The organism is Arthrobacter sp. Y3223065, from assembly GCF_059090885.1.
This window is the reverse complement of sequence record NZ_JBNHGC010000006.1, coordinates 185,824-204,109: the sequence shown is the minus strand read 5'-3', so window position 1 is coordinate 204,109 and position 18,286 is coordinate 185,824. Positions and strand designations below refer to the sequence as shown.

Annotated in this window: 16 protein-coding genes; 4 read left to right on the top strand and 12 right to left on the bottom strand. The window is 67.8% G+C overall.

Annotation, left to right across the window (positions count from 1 at the left end):
• Nucleotides 1-42: 42 nt before the first annotated feature.
• From AC5RUK_RS15965 to AC5RUK_RS15950, 4 genes are all read right to left on the bottom strand, one after another.
• On the bottom strand, nucleotides 43-957 hold the full coding sequence (locus tag AC5RUK_RS15965) for a cation diffusion facilitator family transporter (RefSeq protein ID WP_494152768.1): 915 nt from the start codon (nucleotides 955-957) through the stop codon (nucleotides 43-45).
• Nucleotides 954-1,361 carry an ArsR/SmtB family transcription factor gene (locus AC5RUK_RS15960; RefSeq protein WP_494152767.1) on the bottom strand — a complete coding sequence of 136 codons (408 nt, stop codon included), beginning with the start codon at nucleotides 1,359-1,361 and terminating at the stop codon, nucleotides 954-956. Before AC5RUK_RS15960 ends, AC5RUK_RS15965 begins: the two co-directional genes overlap by 4 nt.
• A 129-nt stretch (nucleotides 1,362-1,490) precedes the next feature.
• Nucleotides 1,491-1,817: a 2Fe-2S iron-sulfur cluster-binding protein gene (locus AC5RUK_RS15955; RefSeq protein ID WP_493978588.1), complete on the bottom strand. Its 327-nt coding sequence runs from the start codon at nucleotides 1,815-1,817 to the stop codon at nucleotides 1,491-1,493.
• Nucleotides 1,818-1,829: 12 nt separating this feature from the next.
• Nucleotides 1,830-2,966 (bottom strand): cytochrome P450, encoded by a 1,137-nt coding sequence (locus AC5RUK_RS15950; protein ID WP_494152766.1) that lies wholly within the window; start codon nucleotides 2,964-2,966, stop codon nucleotides 1,830-1,832.
• 360 nt (nucleotides 2,967-3,326) lie between these two features.
• Here AC5RUK_RS15950 and AC5RUK_RS15945 point away from each other — a divergent pair, with 360 nt between their 5' ends.
• On the top strand, nucleotides 3,327-4,241 hold the full coding sequence (locus AC5RUK_RS15945; RefSeq protein ID WP_494152765.1) for a LysR family transcriptional regulator: 915 nt from the start codon (nucleotides 3,327-3,329) through the stop codon (nucleotides 4,239-4,241).
• 82 nt (nucleotides 4,242-4,323) lie between these two features.
• On the opposite strand, the gene AC5RUK_RS15940 is transcribed toward AC5RUK_RS15945, so the two are convergent.
• From AC5RUK_RS15940 to AC5RUK_RS15925, 4 genes are all read right to left on the bottom strand, one after another.
• Entirely contained in the window at nucleotides 4,324-5,193 is an 870-nt protein-coding gene (locus AC5RUK_RS15940; protein WP_494152764.1) for a 3-hydroxyacyl-CoA dehydrogenase family protein, read from the bottom strand.
• A gap of 7 nt (nucleotides 5,194-5,200) precedes the next feature.
• Nucleotides 5,201-6,670, bottom strand: a complete 1,470-nt coding sequence (locus tag AC5RUK_RS15935) for an aldehyde dehydrogenase family protein (protein WP_494152763.1) — start codon at nucleotides 6,668-6,670, stop codon at nucleotides 5,201-5,203.
• Between the two features lie 28 nt (nucleotides 6,671-6,698).
• The gene (locus tag AC5RUK_RS15930; protein ID WP_494152762.1) at nucleotides 6,699-7,859 is read right to left on the bottom strand and encodes an acyl-CoA dehydrogenase family protein; all 1,161 of its coding nucleotides are present in this window, start codon (nucleotides 7,857-7,859) and stop codon (nucleotides 6,699-6,701) included.
• A 78-nt stretch (nucleotides 7,860-7,937) separates the two neighbouring features.
• Nucleotides 7,938-9,368, bottom strand: coding sequence for an aminotransferase class III-fold pyridoxal phosphate-dependent enzyme (locus tag AC5RUK_RS15925; RefSeq protein ID WP_494152761.1), 1,431 nt, complete (start codon nucleotides 9,366-9,368; stop codon nucleotides 7,938-7,940).
• 81 nt (nucleotides 9,369-9,449) lie between these two features.
• Here AC5RUK_RS15925 and AC5RUK_RS15920 point away from each other — a divergent pair, with 81 nt between their 5' ends.
• A complete protein-coding gene (locus tag AC5RUK_RS15920; RefSeq protein WP_494152760.1) occupies nucleotides 9,450-11,036 on the top strand; it encodes a PucR family transcriptional regulator ligand-binding domain-containing protein in 1,587 nt (528 codons plus the stop codon).
• A gap of 2 nt (nucleotides 11,037-11,038) precedes the next feature.
• Here the strand turns inward: AC5RUK_RS15920 and AC5RUK_RS15915 are convergent, their stop codons facing one another.
• Together AC5RUK_RS15915 and speB (AC5RUK_RS15910) are read right to left on the bottom strand one after the other, a co-directional pair.
• Nucleotides 11,039-12,226, bottom strand: coding sequence for a CaiB/BaiF CoA transferase family protein (locus AC5RUK_RS15915; RefSeq protein ID WP_494152759.1), 1,188 nt, complete (start codon nucleotides 12,224-12,226; stop codon nucleotides 11,039-11,041).
• A 38-nt stretch (nucleotides 12,227-12,264) separates the two neighbouring features.
• Nucleotides 12,265-13,278: an agmatinase gene (speB, locus tag AC5RUK_RS15910; RefSeq protein ID WP_494152758.1), complete on the bottom strand. Its 1,014-nt coding sequence runs from the start codon at nucleotides 13,276-13,278 to the stop codon at nucleotides 12,265-12,267.
• A gap of 185 nt (nucleotides 13,279-13,463) precedes the next feature.
• Between speB (AC5RUK_RS15910) and speB (AC5RUK_RS15905) the strand changes: the two genes are divergently transcribed.
• Nucleotides 13,464-14,444 (top strand): agmatinase, encoded by a 981-nt coding sequence (speB, locus tag AC5RUK_RS15905; RefSeq protein WP_494152757.1) that lies wholly within the window; start codon nucleotides 13,464-13,466, stop codon nucleotides 14,442-14,444.
• A gap of 41 nt (nucleotides 14,445-14,485) precedes the next feature.
• Here the strand turns inward: speB (AC5RUK_RS15905) and AC5RUK_RS15900 are convergent, their stop codons facing one another.
• Nucleotides 14,486-15,079: a helix-turn-helix domain-containing protein gene (locus AC5RUK_RS15900; RefSeq protein ID WP_494152756.1), complete on the bottom strand. Its 594-nt coding sequence runs from the start codon at nucleotides 15,077-15,079 to the stop codon at nucleotides 14,486-14,488.
• Between the two features lie 178 nt (nucleotides 15,080-15,257).
• Between AC5RUK_RS15900 and idi the strand changes: the two genes are divergently transcribed.
• Nucleotides 15,258-15,788, top strand: coding sequence for an isopentenyl-diphosphate Delta-isomerase (gene idi, locus AC5RUK_RS15895; protein ID WP_493987778.1), 531 nt, complete (start codon nucleotides 15,258-15,260; stop codon nucleotides 15,786-15,788).
• A gap of 25 nt (nucleotides 15,789-15,813) precedes the next feature.
• Here the strand turns inward: idi and AC5RUK_RS15890 are convergent, their stop codons facing one another.
• A complete protein-coding gene (locus AC5RUK_RS15890; RefSeq protein WP_494152755.1) occupies nucleotides 15,814-18,180 on the bottom strand; it encodes a putative bifunctional diguanylate cyclase/phosphodiesterase in 2,367 nt (788 codons plus the stop codon).
• Nucleotides 18,181-18,286 lie beyond the last annotated feature (106 nt).

The following is an 18,286-nucleotide window of genomic DNA, read 5'->3' as shown; positions in this document are numbered from 1 at the left end:
GCATGGCCGGGGCTCGGGGCCCATGCTGCCCCGGCCGTTCCGCTAGTCGTGGCCCGGGTGCTCGTGCTCCACGTGGCCTGCGGGCTCCAGTTGGAAGGTGGAGTGTTCCACGCTCAGCTCGAAGTGTTCGGCCACGCACTGCTGGAGATGGTCCAGAACCTGCGGGGCGTGACCGTCCACAAAGCAGGAATCCTCGATGACCACGTGCGCGCTCAGTACCGGGATGTTGGAGGAGATCCGGGAGGCGTGCAGGTCGTGGACCGACAGCACGTGCGGCACTTCCAATATGTGTTGTCGGACGTCCTCGAGATCCAGGCCCTTCGGCACGGTTTCCAGCAGAATGCTGCCCGCCTCGCGGAGGATCTTGATGGTGCGCGGGACGATCAGGATGGCGATCAGCATCGCGGCCAGCGCGTCGGCCTGGGTCCAGCCGGTGGTGGCGATGACGACGGCGCTAGCGATCACGGCGACGGAGCCGAGGGCGTCATTGACCACCTCGAGGAAAGCCGCCCGCAAGTTGAGGTTCGCGTTCCGGCCCGCGCTGAGCACCAGCATGGCGGCGATGTTCCCCAGCAGGCCGATGATGCCGAAGACCAGCAGGCCACTCGAACTGACTTCGGGTGGGTGGAACAGCCGCTGGACACCTTCGACCAGCGCGTAGATCCCGACCGCGAGCAGGACCGCGGCCTGGGCTCCCGCAGCCAGGACTTCCATCCGGAGGTATCCCCAGGTGCGGCGCGGGGTGTGTGGGCGGGCCATGAGCGAAGCGGCGATCAGGGCGATCAGCAGCCCGCCGGCATCGGTGAGCATGTGCCCGGCGTCCACCAGCAGTGCAAGGCTCCCGGTCACGAAGGCGCCGACCACCATGGCGACCAGGATGGAGGCGGTGATGGCGAAGGCTATGGCCAGCCGGCCGCGGTGCGTCGGACCGGCATGGTGGTGGTGGTGTCCGCTCACGCCGACGCCTCGGATGAGGGCGCCGCACCTGGCAGCGACTCCGCGACAGCCCGGCTCCCGGAGACCGTCGGGCACAGCTCGACGGCGTAGCCGGTTGCCTTGAGTAGTTGCTCGGCCGCGGCAAGGGCGGCGAGCAGTTCCGGTTCGGTGGTCAGTGAGTACATCGACGCCCGCCCCACCGGCCTTGAGGCAACCAGCCCGCAGTCGTTCAGGCAGGCCAAGTGCGCGCTCACCGTGGACTGGGCCAGGCCGAGGTGCTCCGTCAGTTCCCGTACCTTGTGCTCGCCCGTGGTCAGGTGCTGCAGGATTGCTAGCCGGGTAGGGTCCGAGAGGCTGTGGAACAAAGCGGCAGCCGGTGCCAAGTCGCCGGTGCGGCCCACAGAGCGTTCGCGCTGCATCGTCATATGGCGATGATATCGGTGAAGATCGGGTTTTCCTACCGCTGCCCCACAGCACTCTGGGTACATGACGGGTCAGCACGCGAACGGGCGGTCCCGTGCGCGTGCCGAGCACCGCCATCGTTCTGTGCTGCCTCAAATCTGGTCGTCGGGAACGTCAACCTCGATTTGCTCGAGGCCGTCGCCGACCGTGATCTGGCAGCCGAGCCGGCTGCGCGTTTCGTCGCGGGGGCCGGCGGTGCAGTCGAGCATCTCGTCTTCGTCGTCGCCGATTTCGGGCAGGCCGTCGAGGTATTCGGGCCGGACGTAGACGTGGCACGTGGCGCACATGGCCTGGCCGCCGCATTCGCCGACGATGCCGGCGACGCCGTTGGTGACGGCGGCGCGCATCAGTGAGGTGCCGGGGTCGACGTCGAGCACGTCAACGTTGCCGTCGGAGTGGTGGAAGCTGATCTTTGCCATGGTCCTTCTTTCCTAGTTCCAGGTGACGGGGAGGCTGGTCAGGCCGCGGAACACCCAGCCGTCCCAGGTCTCGGCGCGGCTTTCGTCCGTGCGGAGACCGGGGAAGCGCTCATAGGCCAGCGGCACGGCGAGTTGTCCGATGGCGGACTTCGCGGCCCAGTGTCCGGCACACAGGTGAACCCCGCTGCCGAAAGCCAGGTGGGAGGTTTTCGGCCGGAAAATGTCGAAGTCTTCGGCGCTGGGACCGAAATGCGCCGTGTCGCGGTTGGCGGAGGCCACGACGACGCCGATGCCGGCGCCAGCGGGCAGCTCGACACCGCACAGGATGGTGTCCCGGGTGGTTTGGCGCGGGTACATGCCGATGGGGGAGAGCCACCGGACGGCTTCGTCGAAGACGGCAGGCCACAGCGATGAATCCTGCAGTACGGCCTGGCGCTGCTCGGGATGCCGGCTCAACGCCCACACCATGTTGGTCACCATGTGCTGCGGCTCGTTCATGCCGCCGGAGATCGTGAGCTTGACGTTGGCGGCGACGTTCTCGAAGGGCAGTCCGCTGTTGGCAAGGGCGGACGTCATCGATGCGTCCGGATGCCGCTGGTAAAACGGGATGAGCTCGTCGAGGATTTCATCCAATTCGGCTCGCGAAGCCTCACACCGGTCCCAGATGCTCTGGTCGTCGAGGACGTTCCCGGCTCCCGAGATGAAATCGTGCGACCAGCGGCGCATCTGGTCAACCGCCACGTCCTTGAGGCCGAGCAGGTCGATGAGGTTTTTCGAGGCGACCGGGGCCGCGTAGTCCCGGTTGAGGTCGGCACGGTCGGGGCCGGCTTCCTCTACTTGGTCCAGGAACAGGCGGGCGTTGCGTTCGAAGACCGGCGCCCACGCATCCTTGATGTTCTTGGGGCGCAGCACCGGATTGATCGCGGCCCTGTCGGCGGCATGTTCCGGATCGTCTTTGCGCAGCATCGGCTGACCGCCGAGGGCACGGTTCATGGTGGCGCCGCTGACGTTGGCGCTGAAAATCTCCTGGTCCATCTCCACCGCATGGCATCCGGCGTAGCTCGTCACCAGGAACCGGTTGAGCGACGGCACCCACGCAACAGGTGCCTCTTCCCGGAGGCGGCGGTACGTGGGGTAGGGATCCGCCATCAGGTCCGCCGGCCGCACCCAGTCCGCCGAGGTGTACGGCCGGCTTTCAAGAGCCGACGTCCCTGCGCGGACGGCTCCGGGAGCGGCCCGTGTCGCGGCAAAGGGTGCTGCGGCGGGAACGGAAGATGGGGCTGGAACAGAAGGTGGGGCGGGAACACTCGGTGATGCCGCAACCGCAGCGGGAGAGGGCAGGACCCCTTCCGATGTGCTGGTGCCAAACCCGAACGGGCACTGTCCGACGCCGGTAGTCATTGCTTGCTCCTTTGAACTCCGTGGATGTGTCCAGTGTCACCTCTCGGGTATCTGCTAGTAAACTGCGGATATCAGCACAACTTCTTCGATCGTTTAGGAATACGGTTCTTGCCCAAGTTCACCCTGCGTCAGCTGGAACTCTTTGCGGCCCTGCCCGATCATCCGACGCTCAGCTCCGCGGCGGCCGCCCTGCATATTTCGGAGTCGGCGCTCTCGCACGCGTTGAGCGAACTGGAGGCAGCGGTGGGCGAGCAGCTGTGCGTGCGCCGGAAGGCCAAGGGCATGTGGCTCACGCCTGCGGGGCAGTACCTCGCCGGCCGGGCCCGGAGCATCCTGAAGGAAACCGATGGGCTGGCCAGCGAACTGGCCGGCGTCGACGGACAGTTGCGGGGACCGGTGGCGCTCGGCTGTTACATCGGACTGGCCAGCAACGTACTGCCCTCGGTGCTGGAGGGCTTCGGCAAGCAGCATCCGGGAGTGGAGATCGGCATTACGGTGGGCGATCACGGCGACCTGTTGCCGTCGCTGACGACCGGCGCCTTGGACGCCGCCATCGTCTATGACATCGGCCTGCCCGCGGGACTGCAGCGAAAGATCATTTATCGCACCGAGGTCATGGCCGTTTTGGCCCAGTCCCACCCGCTGGCCGGCAAGGCCGAACTGGATCTGGCCGAACTCGCTCCGGAGCCGCTGATCATGCTCGAATCGGTGCCCAGCAGCGGTTATACGCAGCTAATGTTCAGCGAACGGGGCCTCACGCCGACGCTGGCGGCCCAGGTGCCGCAAATCGATCTGGTCAGGGCGTTGGTGGGACGCGGCCTCGGCTACAGCCTGCTGATGTCACGACCCAACCAGATCCCCGTTACTACCGAAGGTTTGCCGATCGTCTCGAGGCCTCTGGTGCCCCGGGCGGGCGGGACCTCGGTGGTGGCCGTTTGGCCCGTAGGCGTGGCCCTGAGCGCACGGGCACGGGCCGTGATGGATTACGCCTCCGAGGTGCTGCACGGGGTCGAAACCGTCTGAGCGGAGCGACCAAGCCGCCGGTTCAAACGCGGCAGCACCAGTGGGGCCGGCCCGGCTCAGACGGAAGCCGTGGAGCGATTCGTCAGTAGCTGTACCAGCCCCGGCTGGTCTTGCGTCCGAGCCGGTTTTGCTCGACAAGATCCGTGATGGCCGGATGCGGCAGGTCCGCCTCGTCGCCGGTTTCGGCATAGGTGGCACGGGCGATGAAGTCGATGACGTCCAGGCCGACCATGTCCATGAGCTCGAAGGGGCCCATCGGGTGCCCGAGGGCGGTCTTGGCGGTGCTGTCGATGTCCTCGAGGCTGGCAACGCCGGCGGCGTGCAGGGCCAGCGCTTCCTTCTGGAGGGCACCCATCAGCCGGTTGGCAACGAAGCCCGGGACCTCCCGATTGATCAGGACGGGTTCCTTGCCGAAACGCCGCGCCAGTTCCATCGTGACGTCCACGGTGGCCTGCGACGTCGACTCGTGTCGCACCACCTCCACGCACTTCATCACCAAGGCCGGGTTGAAGAAGTGCATGTTGCAGACCTGCTCCGGCCGGCCGGTCACCGCGGCGACCTTGGATGAGCCGAGGGTGGAGGAGTTGGTGGCCAGGATGGCGTGCGGTGGTGTCACCTCGCCGAGCCGGGCGAAGATCTGCTGCTTGACCTCGAGCCGCTCGGTGGCGGCTTCAATGACGAAGTCGGCGTCCTCCGCTGCGGCCGCGAGGTCCGTGGCGAAGGCCAGTCGGCCCAACGCGCTGTCGGCGTCCCCATGGCTGATCCGTCCCTTGGCTGCACTGGCCTGCATGCGCGCGGTCAGCTGCTCCTTGGCCTGGGCGAGCATGTCTTCGGCGATGTCCTGGACGGTGACCCGGTACCCGGCCAGGGCGGCGACCATGCCGATTTGTGAGCCCATGGCGCCGGAACCCACGACCAGGATGTGCTTGATGTTATCGATGGAGGCAGTCATGTGTCCCTCAGAGTCCGGCGGTCCCGCCGCGGAGATAAACGGTGGTCGTATGGGTGAAAAACTCCTTGGCCGCGGCGCCCTGTTCCTTGGGTCCGTACCCGGACTTCTTTGCGCCGCCGAACGGTACGTGCGGGTCGGCGCCTGCGGATTCGGAGTTGACGTGCAGGATGCCGACGTCGACGTCGTCGATGGCGTCCAGGGCGCGGGTGACGTCCTGGGTGAACAGGGCGGCGGAGAGCCCGAATTCACTGTCGTTCGCCAGCTCGAAGGCCTGCTCCACGGTGGCAGCCCGGCGAACGGCCAGCACGGGTCCGAAGAGTTCCTCGCGCCACAGGTCGAGCTCCCGGTCATCGGGGAGCTCCAGGATGGTCGGCGGGACGAAGTAGCCGCCGGCGAGGAAGCCATCCTCGTACCTCTGGCCTCCGGCGATCCGCCGCGCGCCCTGCGCGAGGGCGGCATCGATGCCGTCGTGGATGGATTTTAGGGCGGCGTCGTTGACAACCGGTCCCATCTGCACCGCGGGGTCGGCCGGATTCCCGACCGCCAGGGCGTGGGCGCGCTCGGTGAGCGCGGCGAGAAATTCGTCGGCGACGGCTTCGGCCAGGATGAGCCGTGACGTGGCGGTGCACTTTTGCCCGGTGGAGCGGAAGGCTCCGAGCATGACTTGTTCGGCGGCAAGCTGCAGGTCGGCGTCGGCCAGGACGATCGCGGCGTTCTTGCCGCCCATCTCGGCCTGCACGGGCACCCCGCGTCCGGCCGCCTCGGCGGCGAGGCGGCGGCCCACGCCGGTGGAGCCCGTGAAGGTCAAGCCGTCCAGCGCCGGGTGCTCCACTATGTCGTTGCCCATTGCGCCCGGGCCGATCAGCAGGTTCAGCGCGCCGGCGGGCAGCCCGGCGGCGTCCAGCGCCTGGGCCAGCCGCAGCGCAAGCAGCGGCACGGTGCTCGCCGGCTTCCAGACCACGGTGTTCCCGTACGCCAGGGCCGGAGCGATCTTCCACGCCGGGATGGCGATGGGGAAATTGAACGGGGTGATCACGCCGACCACGCCGAGCGGCTTGCGGGTCACGAGGATCTTCTCGCCGCGCCGCGGGGAGGAGAAGATCTCCCCGGCCGCGCGGTCGCCGTCGTTCCCGTAGTAACGGAAAATCTGCGCCGCCCGCAGCACCTCGCCGTGGCCTTCCGCCCGGGTCTTGCCCTCTTCCCGGGCCAGCTCCAGCCCCCAGGCTTCAGCGTTCTCTTCAAGCACGACGGCGGCGCGCAGCAGCACGGCGCCGCGCTCGTGCGCCGGGGTGCGGGCCCACGCCCGCTGGGCGGCGACGGCGGCGGCCATGGCCTGTTGCACCTCGGCGGGACCGGCCTGCAGGCCCTGGGCGACAACTTCGTCGGGCTGCGCCGGGTTGTGGCTGGCGATGGGGGAGCCGGAACCGGGAACCCAGGTGCCGTCGATGTAGTGCTGCAGCTGTACCGGAGAGGTCATGCGTGCTCCTTGGCGTTCAGACAGGGGGTCAGCGGAAGGCGGGGATGCCGGTGATCTTCTGGCCGAGGATCAGGGTGTGGACCTCGTCGGTGCCCTCGTAGGTGCGCACGGATTCGAGGTTGTTGGCGTGGCGCAGCGGCGAGTAGTCCAGCGTGATGCCGTTGCCGCCGAGGATGGTGCGGCATTCGCGGGCGATCTCGATGGCTTCGCGGCAGTTGTTGAGTTTGCCGACGGAGATCTGGTGCGGGGCCAGCTGCCCGGCGTCCTTGAGCCGGCCCAGGTGCAGGGCGAGCAGGAAGCCCTTGTTGATTTCCAGGGCCATGTTGACCAGCTTTTCCTGGGTGAGCTGGTAACCGGCCAGCGGCTTGTCGAACTGCATCCGCTCCTTGGAATAGTCGACCGCGGCCTGCCATGCATCGCGGGCGGCTCCCATGGCGCCCCAGATGATGCCGTAGCGGGCTTCGTTCAGGCATTCGAACGGGCCGCGCAGGCCCTTGGCCTTCGGCAGCAGCGCCCCGGCGGGCAGGCGGACGTCGGTGAGTTCGATGTCGCACTGGATGGACGCGCGCATGGAGAGCTTCGCTTCGATCGGCGTGGCCTTGAAGCCGGCGGTGTCGGTCGGGACCACGAAGCCGCGGACGCCGTCGTCGGTCTGGGCCCAAATCACGGCGACCTTCGCGACCGAGGCTAGACCGATCCAGCGCTTGGAACCATTGAGCACCCAGTCGTCCCCGTCGCGGCGGGCGAAGGTCTTCATGCTGGCCGGGTCGGAACCGGCGCTGGGTTCGGTCAGGCCGAAGCAACCGATGGCTTCGCCGGCGGCCATCTTCGGCAGCCACTCTTGTTTCTGTTCCTCGGAGCCGTGCTTGTGGATCGCGGACATGGCCAGCGATCCCTGCACGGAGACGAAGGTGCGCAGGCCGGAATCGCCGGCTTCCAGCTCGGCGCCGGCGAGCCCGTATTCGACGGCGGAGCGGCCCGCGCAGCCGTACCCGTCCAGGTGCATGCCGAGCAGGCCGAGCTTGGCCAGCTCGGGCACGATCTCCAGCGGGAACACCGCGTTTTCGTACCAGCCGGCGATGTTCGGCTTGATCGCGCTGTCCACAAAGGAGCGGACGTTCTTCTGCAGTTGCCGTTCCTCCTCGGTGAGCAGGGATTCGAACGAAATCAGGTCATGGTCCAAAGACATGGGGCGTTCCTTCTGGGGAGTTCGGGGGATGGTGTTGAGGTGTGTGGGGCTGCGGGAGGAAGATTCGCAGCAGGCGGGTCAGGCCGATGCCGGGGCGGCCGCCGTCGGCTTCCCGTTGGCCGCAACATCGAGGACGGCCTGCCGCAGCACCTGCAGGCCGTCGGCGAGCAGGTCCTCGCCGATGACCAGCGGGGGCAACAAGCGGATGACGTTGCCATGGGTGCCGCACGTCAGGGTCAGCACGCCCTGCGCGTGGCACCGGGCAGAAACTTCCTTGGCCAGGTCGGCCCGCGGGGCCAGTGTGTCCTGGTCGGCGAACTCCAAGGCCAGCATGGCGCCGCGGCCGCGGAATTCGGCCACGACGTCGGTCTCCGCAACCAGCGGCTCCAACACCCGGCGCGCCGCGGCTTCGATGGCGCGGGCGTTGGCCAGCAGGCTGCCGTCCTCAAACGCTTCGAATACGGCCAGCGCGGCCTCGCAGGCCAGCGGGTTGCCGGCGTAGGTGCCGCCCAGGCCGCCTGCGTGCACGGCGTTCATCAGGTCGGCGCGGCCGGTCACGGCGCTGAGCGGCAACCCGTCGGCCAGCGCCTTGGCCGTGAGCGTGATGTCGCCGGCCACTCCTTCGTGCTCGCTGGCGAAGAGTGTCCCGGTGCGTCCCATCCCGGCCTGGATCTCGTCGACCACCAGCACGATGCCGTGCCGGTCGGCGATCCGGCGCAGCCCGGCGAGGAAGCCGGGGGCCGGAACAACAAAGCCGCCCTCGCCCTGGATGGGTTCGATGACCATGGCGGCGAAGCTGTCGGGGTCGTGCTCGGCGAGGGCGGCCTCGACCGAGGCAAGCGCCGCCGCGGTGACGTCCGCGGCCGAGGCGGGGACCCCGTCGTCGTGCTGTGACGCGGGGCGCAGGGGATTGGCCGAGGCGGCGCGGACGATCTCTGCCGGGAAGGGGCCGAAGTTCAGCCGGTACGGGTTCTCCTTGGCGGTCATCGCCATGGTCAGCAGGGAGCGGCCGTGGTACGCCTCGTCAAAGACCAGCACCCTGCTGCGGCCGGTGGCCGAACGGGCGATCTTGACCGCGTTCTCCACCGCCTCGGCCCCGGTGGAGAACAGGGCGGTGCGCTTCTCGAAGTCGCCCGGCGTGTGCTCGTTGAGCCACTTGGCCACCTCGGTGAAGGACTGGTACTCGGTGACCATGAAGCAGGTGTGGGTGAACCTCTCCAGCTGCGCGGCCACCCGCTCACGGACCCGGCGGTGGCTGGCGCCGATGCTGGTGACGGCGATGCCGGAAGCGAAGTCGATCAGGCGGTTTCCGTCCACATCCTGCAGGATGCCGCCGTCCGCCTTCTCGATGAAGACCGGCAGGACGATGCCGAAGCCGTCGCTGACGTGGGCAAGCCGGTCCCGGTGCAACGCTTGGGAACGGGGGCCGGGGATGGCCGTCGCCAAGTGGCGGGACTGGGGGAGCGTGGCGGCGGCCGCGCCGGTCGCGGAGGTGAGCACATCGGTCATAGGGCAACGCTAACCGCGCGATGGGCACGAGGTCATCGGATGTTCTGCCTAAAAGCTCCGGCCGTGTTGGATAATCAGTCCATGGTTTCCCTCGCCCAGCTCAGCCATGAACTCGGAGCATCGCTCAGGCCGGCGGTTCCCGGACCGGTGCCGGGGATCCAGCTCTCTGGTGTCCATGTTTCCGAGCTGGCAGACCCGGGTGCCTACCTGGAGGGCGGCGAGCTGCTGCTGACCACCGGTATCCCGCTGAGCGGAAGTGCCGCTGCCGTGGACGGATACGTGCGGCGGCTGGCAGCCAAAGGGGTCGCTGCCCTTGGCCTGGGGCTGGGTGAAGGGCTGGACAGCGTGCCGCCGGAGCTGGTCCGGGCCTGCTCCGCGGAGGGCGTGGAGCTGTTGGTGGTCCCCGACGGCGTCCCGTTCCTGGACGTCTCGCGGATGTTCTGGGAATTGGCCTCGCGGAGTGATCAAGCAGACCTGATAGCCAACCTGGGAACGCAGACAGCTCTGGCCCGGGCGACGATGCGTCCGGATGCCCTGCCATCGGTCGTGCAGGGGCTGGCCCAGGCGCTGGGCGGCTGGGCGGCCTACCTGCCCGCAGACGCCGGGACGGAGGCCACTGTCTGGCCGGCCAGTGCGCTGCCGTTGCTGCCGCACCTCAGACTGGAAACCACACGACTCAACGTTGCCGGCACCCATTCCGCCGCTACCTTCTGGCTGCACGGCGCTCCAGTCGTCGAGTATCCCATCCTCGTCGGACGGCGGATCGACGGCTTCCTGGCCATCGGCCCGGGCCGGACCCTGACCAAGGCCGATCGGCAGATCATCACGACGGTCTGCGTCCTGCTGGCTCTGAAGGCCCAGCAGCGCGAGGAGCTGCTGGGGACGACGACGGTGCTGGGCTCCGTCGTCGCCAAGCTGATAGCCCGCGGCCAGGTGGAGGCCGCCGGATTGGTAGCCGCCGACGGAAACCTGGGACAGCTGCCGGAACGGGTCCGCGTGCTGGCCGCCAAGATGGGGACGGCGGATTCCCTCGCGGCGCTCGCCGGCGCGGTGTCCCGGCTCCGACCGGCCGAGGGCGACGGCTCGCCGGCGACGGCGCTGGCCAGTTGTGCGCTGCGCTTTGCCGACGACGGGGTGGCCTACTTCCTGCTGGATGCCGGGCTCGCGGAACAGGCGGCGGCAGACCGGCCGGCAGACGGGGAAGCCGACGCGGAACTTCTGGCCTGGACGGGAGTCGACGCGGGCACCGAGGCAGTCAAGGTTGCGTCAACGTCAACGCCAGCAGCTGCCTCCGGCGCCGCGGAGACAGGTGCTGCCTGGACGGAATCCCTCGCGTTGGCGGAGGTGGCGGGGGCGATGGCAGCTGTGCACCGTGCCGCGGTCGCGGCGCCTGCGGGCAAGCTCGTGGAACTGGCTGCCGACGATGAAGCCCGCGCCGATGCGTGGGTCGAGGCGCTGGCGGGGTATCGCCGCGCCGAGCTGCTGGAGACCGTGGCCGCCTACCTGCGCCACCGGGGCCACTGGGAGGACACGGCCCGCCAACTCAACGTCCACCGGAATTCGCTGCGACATCGAATGGCGGTGGCCGAGCGGCTGCTCGGGGTCAGCGTCGACGATCCGGACGTCGCCGCGCATCTGTGGCTGGCCTTCCGCCGGCGCGGCCTCTGACGTCAGTCCAGGGTGCGCAGCCACTCCAGCACCGATGTGGTGTGTTCGCCGAGCGCGGGCGGGGCAGCGGTGCGGGGTTCGAACGCCGGGCTCCAGGAGATCGGGTGGCGAACCTGGCGGCCGGCGGGCTCCCCGGCGGCATCGCGGACCTCGATGGTCGGGGCCAGCCCCAGTGATTCGGCATACCTGATGCCCTCGTCGATGCCCGCCACGGGGCCGGCGGGAACGCCGACGCCGGTGAGCTTGCCCTGCCACACCGAGGCGGAGGCGGCGGACAGGGCCTCCTCCAGCAGCGGGATGAGCTCGTGGCGGTGCTGCACCCGGGCGCTGTTGGTGGCGAAACGTTCGTCGTCCGCGAGCTGCGGCTCTCCCAGGACGGTGGCCAGCTGTCGGAACTGCCCGTCGTTGCCGCAGGCGACGGCCAGCGGACCATCGGAGCATTCCAGCAGCTGATAGGGAACGATGGACGGGTGCTCGTTGCCCATCCGTTGGGGGACCTTGCCTGCTCCCAGATAGGCCTGGGCCTGGTTGGCCAGGGCGCCCTGCAGGCTGGACAGCAGGTTGACCTCGAGCCGGCTGCCCCGGCCGGTGGCGGCGCGCGCGTTGAGCGCGGCGAGGATCCCAATGGTCGCGTCCTTCGCGGTCAGCACGTCCACCAGGGCGACACCCGCCTTGTAGGGGGAACCGTCCGCCTCGCCGGTGATGCTCATCAGGCCGCCGACCGCCTGCACGATGAAGTCGTAGCCGGGCAGGGACGCACCTTCGGCTGAACCGAAACCGGAAATCGAGGCGTAGACCAGGCCCGGATTCCCGGCCGAGAGCTCCGCATACCCGAGCCCGAGCCTGTCCATCCCGCCGGGTTTGAAATTCTCCACGACGACGTCGGCAGCCAGCGCCAGCGTCCGGGCCAACCGCCGGTCGCCGGGATCCGCCAGGTCCAGGCAGATCGATTCCTTGTTGCGGTTCACGCTCTCGAAGTAGGTCGCTCCGGTCGGGGAATACGGCGGACCCCAGCTGCGGGTGTCGTCCCCCGTGCCAGGGCGCTCCACCTTGATGACCCGTGCACCCAGGTCGGCCAGCGTCATGGTGGCCAGCGGGCCGGCGAGCACCCTGGAGAAGTCGGCCACCAGCAGGCCTTCCAAGGGCCTTGTTGCTGGAGCCGGGGCAGCGGTAGTGGGAGAGTCAGGCACGATCCGTCCTTCCGAACAAGCATGAAGTGGCGTCGAGTCTACGGCAGGGCGGCCGGCGCGGGATCGGATGTCTTGGCCATGGGGTGGTCGTTTCGTCCAAGAGGCGTGCTGTTCAACCCCATCAGCGTGATGAGTTCCCATGCGGTGTGAGCGGCGGCCAAGCCTGTGATGCCGGCATGGTCATACGCCGGTGCCACTTCGACGACGTCGCACCCGACGATGTTCAGCCCTTGCAGGCCCCGGAGGACGGTAAAGAGCTCCCGGGTCGTGATCCCCGCAACCTCCGGTGTTCCGGTTCCCGGAGCCTGGGCCGGGTCCAGTACGTCAATGTCGACAGAAATATAGACGGGTGAGTCTCCGAGCCGGCGACGGATCTGGTCAGTGATCTCTGGCAGGGGACGCTCCTGGAAGTCCTGGCTGCTGATGATCGCGAACCCCGCACGTCGGTCGTCCTCGAGCTCTTCGGGACCGTAGATGCCGCCTCGGATTCCGACGTGCTGGCAATGGGCGAGGTCCATGAGCCCCTCTTCCGCCGCGCGGCGGAACGGTGAACCATGCCAAATGGACGCACCGTGGAGGAGATCCCAGGTGTCGAGGTGCGCGTCAAAGTGGAGGACCGCGAGGGGGCCGTGTACCGCGCTTGCCGCACGGAGGAGGGGGAGCGCGATGGTGTGGTCGCCGCCCAGCGCGACAATCCTGGTGCCCTGCGCCAGCAGGCGTTCCGCACCGGCCTCGATGGTGCCTACGGCTCGTTCGATGTTGTAGGGCTCTACCGGAAAGTCGCCGGCATCCACAACCTGCTGATCGCGGAAGGGGTAGGCGTCCAGAACCTGGTGATACGGGTGCAGCTGCCGCGACTGTTCCCGAATGTGCGCGGGTCCAAAGCGGGCTCCCGGCCGGAAGCTGGTTCCGGAATCAAACGGAACGCCTACCACCGCGATGTCGGCACGCTCGACTTCTTCCAAGCGGGGGAGCAGCGCATACGTTGCAATTCCTGCGTAGCGAGGCCCTTCGGACCCCTCCCGTTGGCCGACCGGTTTGTGTGCTGGCATGTCCTCTTCCTCCTGTTGATTCACCGACCCGCATTCGTGTCCGGATGACCGCTCAGTCGGCGAGCCTGCGCGTTGCGCTTGCTGTCGAAGTCTTGACGACCATACGCTCGCCATGGATAGTGTTGCATGACTTGCGTCACGTATTGCAAAACCGTGCCCACTCTCGACAGGAGTAAGGAATACCGTTGACCCCTTTGCCAGTGCACACCACATCCCGCAACGAACAGGGCGAACCCGTCGTCGAGCAGGTCGACTTCGCGGCCGTTCCACGATTCGCGTCGGCACCTACGTTCGCCGGGCTTCCCCGCCTGGATCAGGTCAGCGACTATCAGGTAGGCCTCGTCGGCATTCCCTTCGACTCGGGGGTGACCTTCAGACCGGGGGCTCGCTTCGGGCCCGAGGCGATTCGCAGCGCAAGCCGCCTGATTCGTCCCTACCACGTCGAACTCGGCTCCCATCCCTTCAGGCAGCATCAGGTTGCGGACCTGGGCAACATCCCGGTCACCCCGTTCAATATTCAGACTGCCGTGGAGACCATGATTCGAGGCCTTGACGAGGCATCGGAGCGGAGCCAGCGCCTCGTCGTGCTCGGGGGCGACCACACGATCGCTTACCCGGCGCTGAAGTCACTGCACCGCATTCATGGTCAGGTCGCGGTGGTTCACTTCGACGCGCACCTCGACACCTGGGGCCCGTATTTCGGCGCCAATCTCCACCATGGAGCACCATTCCGCCGGGCGTTTGAAGAAGGCCTGATCGACACAGAGGGGTGCCTCCATGTTGGTGTTCGCGGATCGGTTTACGGGCCGGAAGACCAGGACAACGATGATGCGACCGGCTTTCAACGCATTCGTGCCAGCGAGTTCATCGGCACCGGACTTGACGGCATCGTCGAACAGATCAGACATCGTGTGGGAACGCGTCCGCTCTACGTCTCCGTCGACATCGATGTGCTTGATCCGGCCTTCGCCCCTGGCACCGGTACACCTGAGCCCGGCGGTCTCGCTAGCCGGGACCTCCTGCACCTTTTGCGGGGCCTTGCGGATCTGAACCTTGTGGGGGCCGACATCGTGGAGGTCGCGCCCGCATACGACCATGCCGACATCACCTCAATGGCCGCCGCACAGATTGCCTACGAGTACTTGAGTATCTGGGCCAAGCCCTAAAGCGGCTGCCTCACCGACTCAGCGTGCGGGCTGACGGCCCGTCATACTGACGCATGTGGAGTCAGGACCCACAGGACCCGCGCATGCTGGGTTTTCGAGGGGTTCCGCCAGACATGGGGGAGTGAGGCACGAAAGGTCAGGGAATCACCCTCCTGGAGCTCGAGCTGGTGCCCTTCGACGGTGATGTGCAGTTCGCCCTGCAGAACAGTGACGAACTCCCGATCGACGGGGAGCCGGTACGGTTCGGGGTCGCTTCCTCCGCCAGGTTGAATGACCGTTTCGATAACTTGCACGCCTCCCTGGCCAGGCGGCGTCAGGATCGAATCGGCGACTTTGCGGCCGAGGAAGCGCGCCGGTTCGCGGGCGTCCGCCCTGACGAGGTGAACAGCCGGCGGCTCGAAGAGGGCCGAGAGCGGAAGATTCAGCGCATCACAGATCGAGGCGAGTGACGCGACGGAGGCCGATGTTTTTCCCAGCTCCACCTGGGAAATGAAGCCCTTGGTCAGCCCGGTGTGGTTTGCGGTCTCAAGGATGGTTAGCCCGCGGTCCTCCCGCGCCCGCCGCAGCCGCTCCCCGATGAGTTTGACCTGTTTCGTCGCCGGCCTTTCGTCGGTTCGCTCCGCGTCATCCTTCATGCTCTTATATTGCCTTACCGGCCGGTGATGCCGGTCCACCCCTGCACCCTTGCAGGCGCGCTCGTGTGCTCACAAATGCTGCCGGGGTTCTCCCACCCGCCCATACAATGGCTGGTATGAACTTCACTGACCGCTGGGCGCGCTCCCGGCAACGGCAGCTGCCCGGGTCCGGACCGACATGACGGCAGAATCACCCGAGCAGGTAGTGCTGCTGGACGAGAACCTGAAGCCCGCCGGCGTTGCCGACAAGGCCGACATCCACACGGGCGAGACGCCGCTGCACCTGGCGTTTTCCTGCCATATTTCCGACGCCGAGGGCCGCGTGCTGGTGACCAGGCGCGCACTGAACAAGCTGACCTGGCCGGGTGTCTGGACCAACTCCGCGTGCGGCCATCCGGCCCCGGGGGAGGAGATGGCCGACGCGGTGCGGCGACGGGTGCGCTACGAGCTGGGGCTTGGGCTGGAAGACCTGAAGCTGGTGCTGCCGGACTTCCGTTACCGCGCGGTGGACGCCTCCGGCATTGTGGAGAACGAGTTCTGCCCCGTCTACACGGCGCTGGCTGCCGGCGAACTGTCGCCGCGCGATGACGAGGTGGCCGAGTACCGTTGGGTGCGGCCCTCCGACCTGCGGACCGCGGCGACCGCCGCGCCGTGGGCCTTCAGCCCGTGGATCGTGCTGCAGCTCCAAGCCTTGGACCGCCTGGCCTAGCCGCCGCAGAGATAGATCCGGCGCCTCAGGTGGCAGACGAATGTTCGGGCGTCCGCTGGGTCATGGGTCGGCGGGAATCGCGGTGGGCGGGAGCCGGCAGCGCCGCCGTGCCGGAGGTGACCAGCCGGGCGATGAGTTCCTCAGGCCACATGGGCCGGCCGAAGTAGAAGCCCTGGGCGTTCAGATCCGGGCAGCCGGCCAGCCACTCCACGGTCTCGGCGGTCTCGATGCCCTCGATCACCACGTCCGCCTTCAGCGCGGTGAACATGGCGATCAAATGGCTGACCACGATGTTCCGGGCGTTTTCGTCGTCGTTCCGGGCGCTTCCGTCGTTGCCGCTGACCAGCGAGCGGTCCACCTTGACGATGTCGAAGGGGAACTCGGTCAGCGAGTTCATGGATGAGTAGCCGGAGCCGAAGTCGTCGATGGCGATCCTGAAGCCCTCGCTGCGCAACTGCACGAGGGCTGCCCGGGACTGCTCGGACATCTTGTCCAACGAGTTTTCGGTCAGCTCCACGATGATGTTCAGCTCCGGCCCTTCGGCGCGCATCCGCCGCAGCCGGTCCACGACGGGAGATCCGGCGGCGAGCTGGCCCAGCTCCACGTTGACGGAGATGGAGCGGACACTGGTGACTTCGCTGATTCGGGCCATCGCCGCCGCCGCTCCGTCGATCACCTGGATGGTCAGCTCGGTGAGCAGGCCCAGCCGGTTCGCTTCGGTGACCAGCCGGTCCGCCGGGATGTTACCGAGTTCGTCGTCCTCGTAGCGGGCCAGGGCCTCGAACCCGACGATCGCATCCAGGTCCAGGGAAACGATGGGCTGCAGCGCCACACGCAGTAGGTGCCGCCGGATGCCGCGTTCAACCGCAACAGCCAGGCAGGCTTCGGCCTCGGAGCCGTCGCGCTGTGCGTCGCGCAGGCGCTGCTGCAGCCGCTTGGAGCCGTACATGCCGGAATCGGCGTTGCGCAGCAGCTCCTCGATGTTGGGTGCCGGGTGGTCGGAGTACGCCACGCCAGTGCTGGCCCGCACCCGCAGCGTGTTGCCGCGGGCGCTGAGCGGGCGCGCGATCGCGGCGGCTATGCGGTCGGCGGCGGCGCGGGCGTCGGCTTCGCTGGTGACATCGCGGAGGACGACCACGAATTCGTCGCCGCCGATGCGAGCGGCCACGTCGTCCTCGCGGATTTCCGAGCGTATCCGCTGCGCGGTGGCGGTCAGCAGCAGGTCGCCGACGTCGTGGCCGTGCCTGTCATTGACGGCCTTGAATTCGTCCAGGTCAAGATAGACGACGGCGATGGCCTCGCCGGGGCGGCGGCCGGCATTGATCTCGGCCAGCCGATGCCAGAGGGTGCGGCGGTTGCCCAGCCCGGTCAGGGCATCGGTGTCCGCCTGCAGCCGCAGTTCGTGCACCAGCTCATCGTGCCGGACCATGATGCTGCCGACGTGTGCCAGCGCGTCCAGCACCTGCTCGTCTTCTTCGGTGAACTGTGCGCCGCCGTTTCGCGAAGCCACCAGGTAGTTGTCGCCGTGGTCCCAGCGACGCATCCGGACGCCGATTTCCCTTTCTTTCGGCGCTTCCGGACGCAGGGACACGCGGTCCGCGCGCACCGAGGCGCTGGCGGCGGCGAGGAGGGTCCTGTCAAGCCCGTCCGGGCTCCACGGCAGCTCGAGCGAGGCGTCGACCAGGCCGGTGAGGCGGCGGCGCAGTTCGCGGTTGCGCAGCCAGCCGGTGACCGCCAGCGCCAGCACGGATGCGAAGACCAGGAGCAACGACTGGACGCCGTCGTGGCTAAACCGCAGGGCGGCGTACTGGGCGGCCAAGCACAGGAGCAGGTTGATGCCCAGCGTGCACAGTGCCGGCGCCCAACCGATGCCGTTGCGGAAGGTGCTGCTCCGTGTGGCCGTGGTGGCGAAGGCACCCTCGACGGCAATCGCCGTCAGGAAGAAGGCCAGCCAGCCAGCCAGCAGGGCGACAGGCCACGCAATACCGGCGGCGTGGAGGGCTTGGAACACCGCTACCAGCACGGCGGAGGCGAGCAGCCGGCTGATAAACCAGTACACCTCTCCCCAGCGGAAGCGCCGGAAAACCACGCGGGTGGCCAGCAGCCCCACTCCCACCACCGCCACCGTTTCGTGCAGCGGTGCGGTGAGATCGTTGCAGACGATCACGGCGGCGGTCATCGCGGCGGTGGTCTGGCGCCGCATGAGCGGCGTATCCACGCGCAGGTGCCAGGCCAGCACCAGCATCAGCACGGAGAGGACGGCCACCAGGTCGAACCGTGGCGGAGCGACGATCGAAGCCGCGATGACCTGGCCCAACACCAGCAGCCCGGCGGCCGAAATGCCGGCGATGGCAGCCCACGCCAAGGCGGCCGCCGCTTTGGTCGCCGTCATGATGCTGCCGGCATGCCCGTTCCCCACTCTGCCGTCTGATGTTAACGTTTCAACAATCGTAACCGTGCAGCGCGCTCAGCCGGTGCAGCCGGTGGTGGACCAGCCC

Coding starts and splice junctions, on each gene's coding strand:
- AC5RUK_RS15960 (WP_494152767.1), bottom strand. CDS start 1,361: ATGACGATGCAGCGCGAACGCTCTGTGGGCCGCACCGGCGACTTGGCA.
- AC5RUK_RS15955 (WP_493978588.1), bottom strand. CDS start 1,817: ATGGCAAAGATCAGCTTCCACCACTCCGACGGCAACGTTGACGTGCTC.
- AC5RUK_RS15950 (WP_494152766.1), bottom strand. CDS start 2,966: ATGGCGGATCCCTACCCCACGTACCGCCGCCTCCGGGAAGAGGCACCT.
- AC5RUK_RS15940 (WP_494152764.1), bottom strand. CDS start 5,193: ATGACTGCCTCCATCGATAACATCAAGCACATCCTGGTCGTGGGTTCC.
- AC5RUK_RS15935 (WP_494152763.1), bottom strand. CDS start 6,670: ATGACCTCTCCGGTACAGCTGCAGCACTACATCGACGGCACCTGGGTT.
- AC5RUK_RS15930 (WP_494152762.1), bottom strand. CDS start 7,859: ATGTCTTTGGACCATGACCTGATTTCGTTCGAATCCCTGCTCACCGAG.
- AC5RUK_RS15925 (WP_494152761.1), bottom strand. CDS start 9,368: ATGACCGATGTGCTCACCTCCGCGACCGGCGCGGCCGCCGCCACGCTC.
- AC5RUK_RS15920 (WP_494152760.1), top strand. CDS start 9,450: ATGGTTTCCCTCGCCCAGCTCAGCCATGAACTCGGAGCATCGCTCAGG.
- speB (WP_494152758.1), bottom strand. CDS start 13,278: ATGCCAGCACACAAACCGGTCGGCCAACGGGAGGGGTCCGAAGGGCCT.
- AC5RUK_RS15900 (WP_494152756.1), bottom strand. CDS start 15,079: ATGAAGGATGACGCGGAGCGAACCGACGAAAGGCCGGCGACGAAACAG.
- idi (WP_493987778.1), top strand. CDS start 15,258: ATGACGGCAGAATCACCCGAGCAGGTAGTGCTGCTGGACGAGAACCTG.
- AC5RUK_RS15890 (WP_494152755.1), bottom strand. CDS start 18,180: ATGACGGCGACCAAAGCGGCGGCCGCCTTGGCGTGGGCTGCCATCGCC.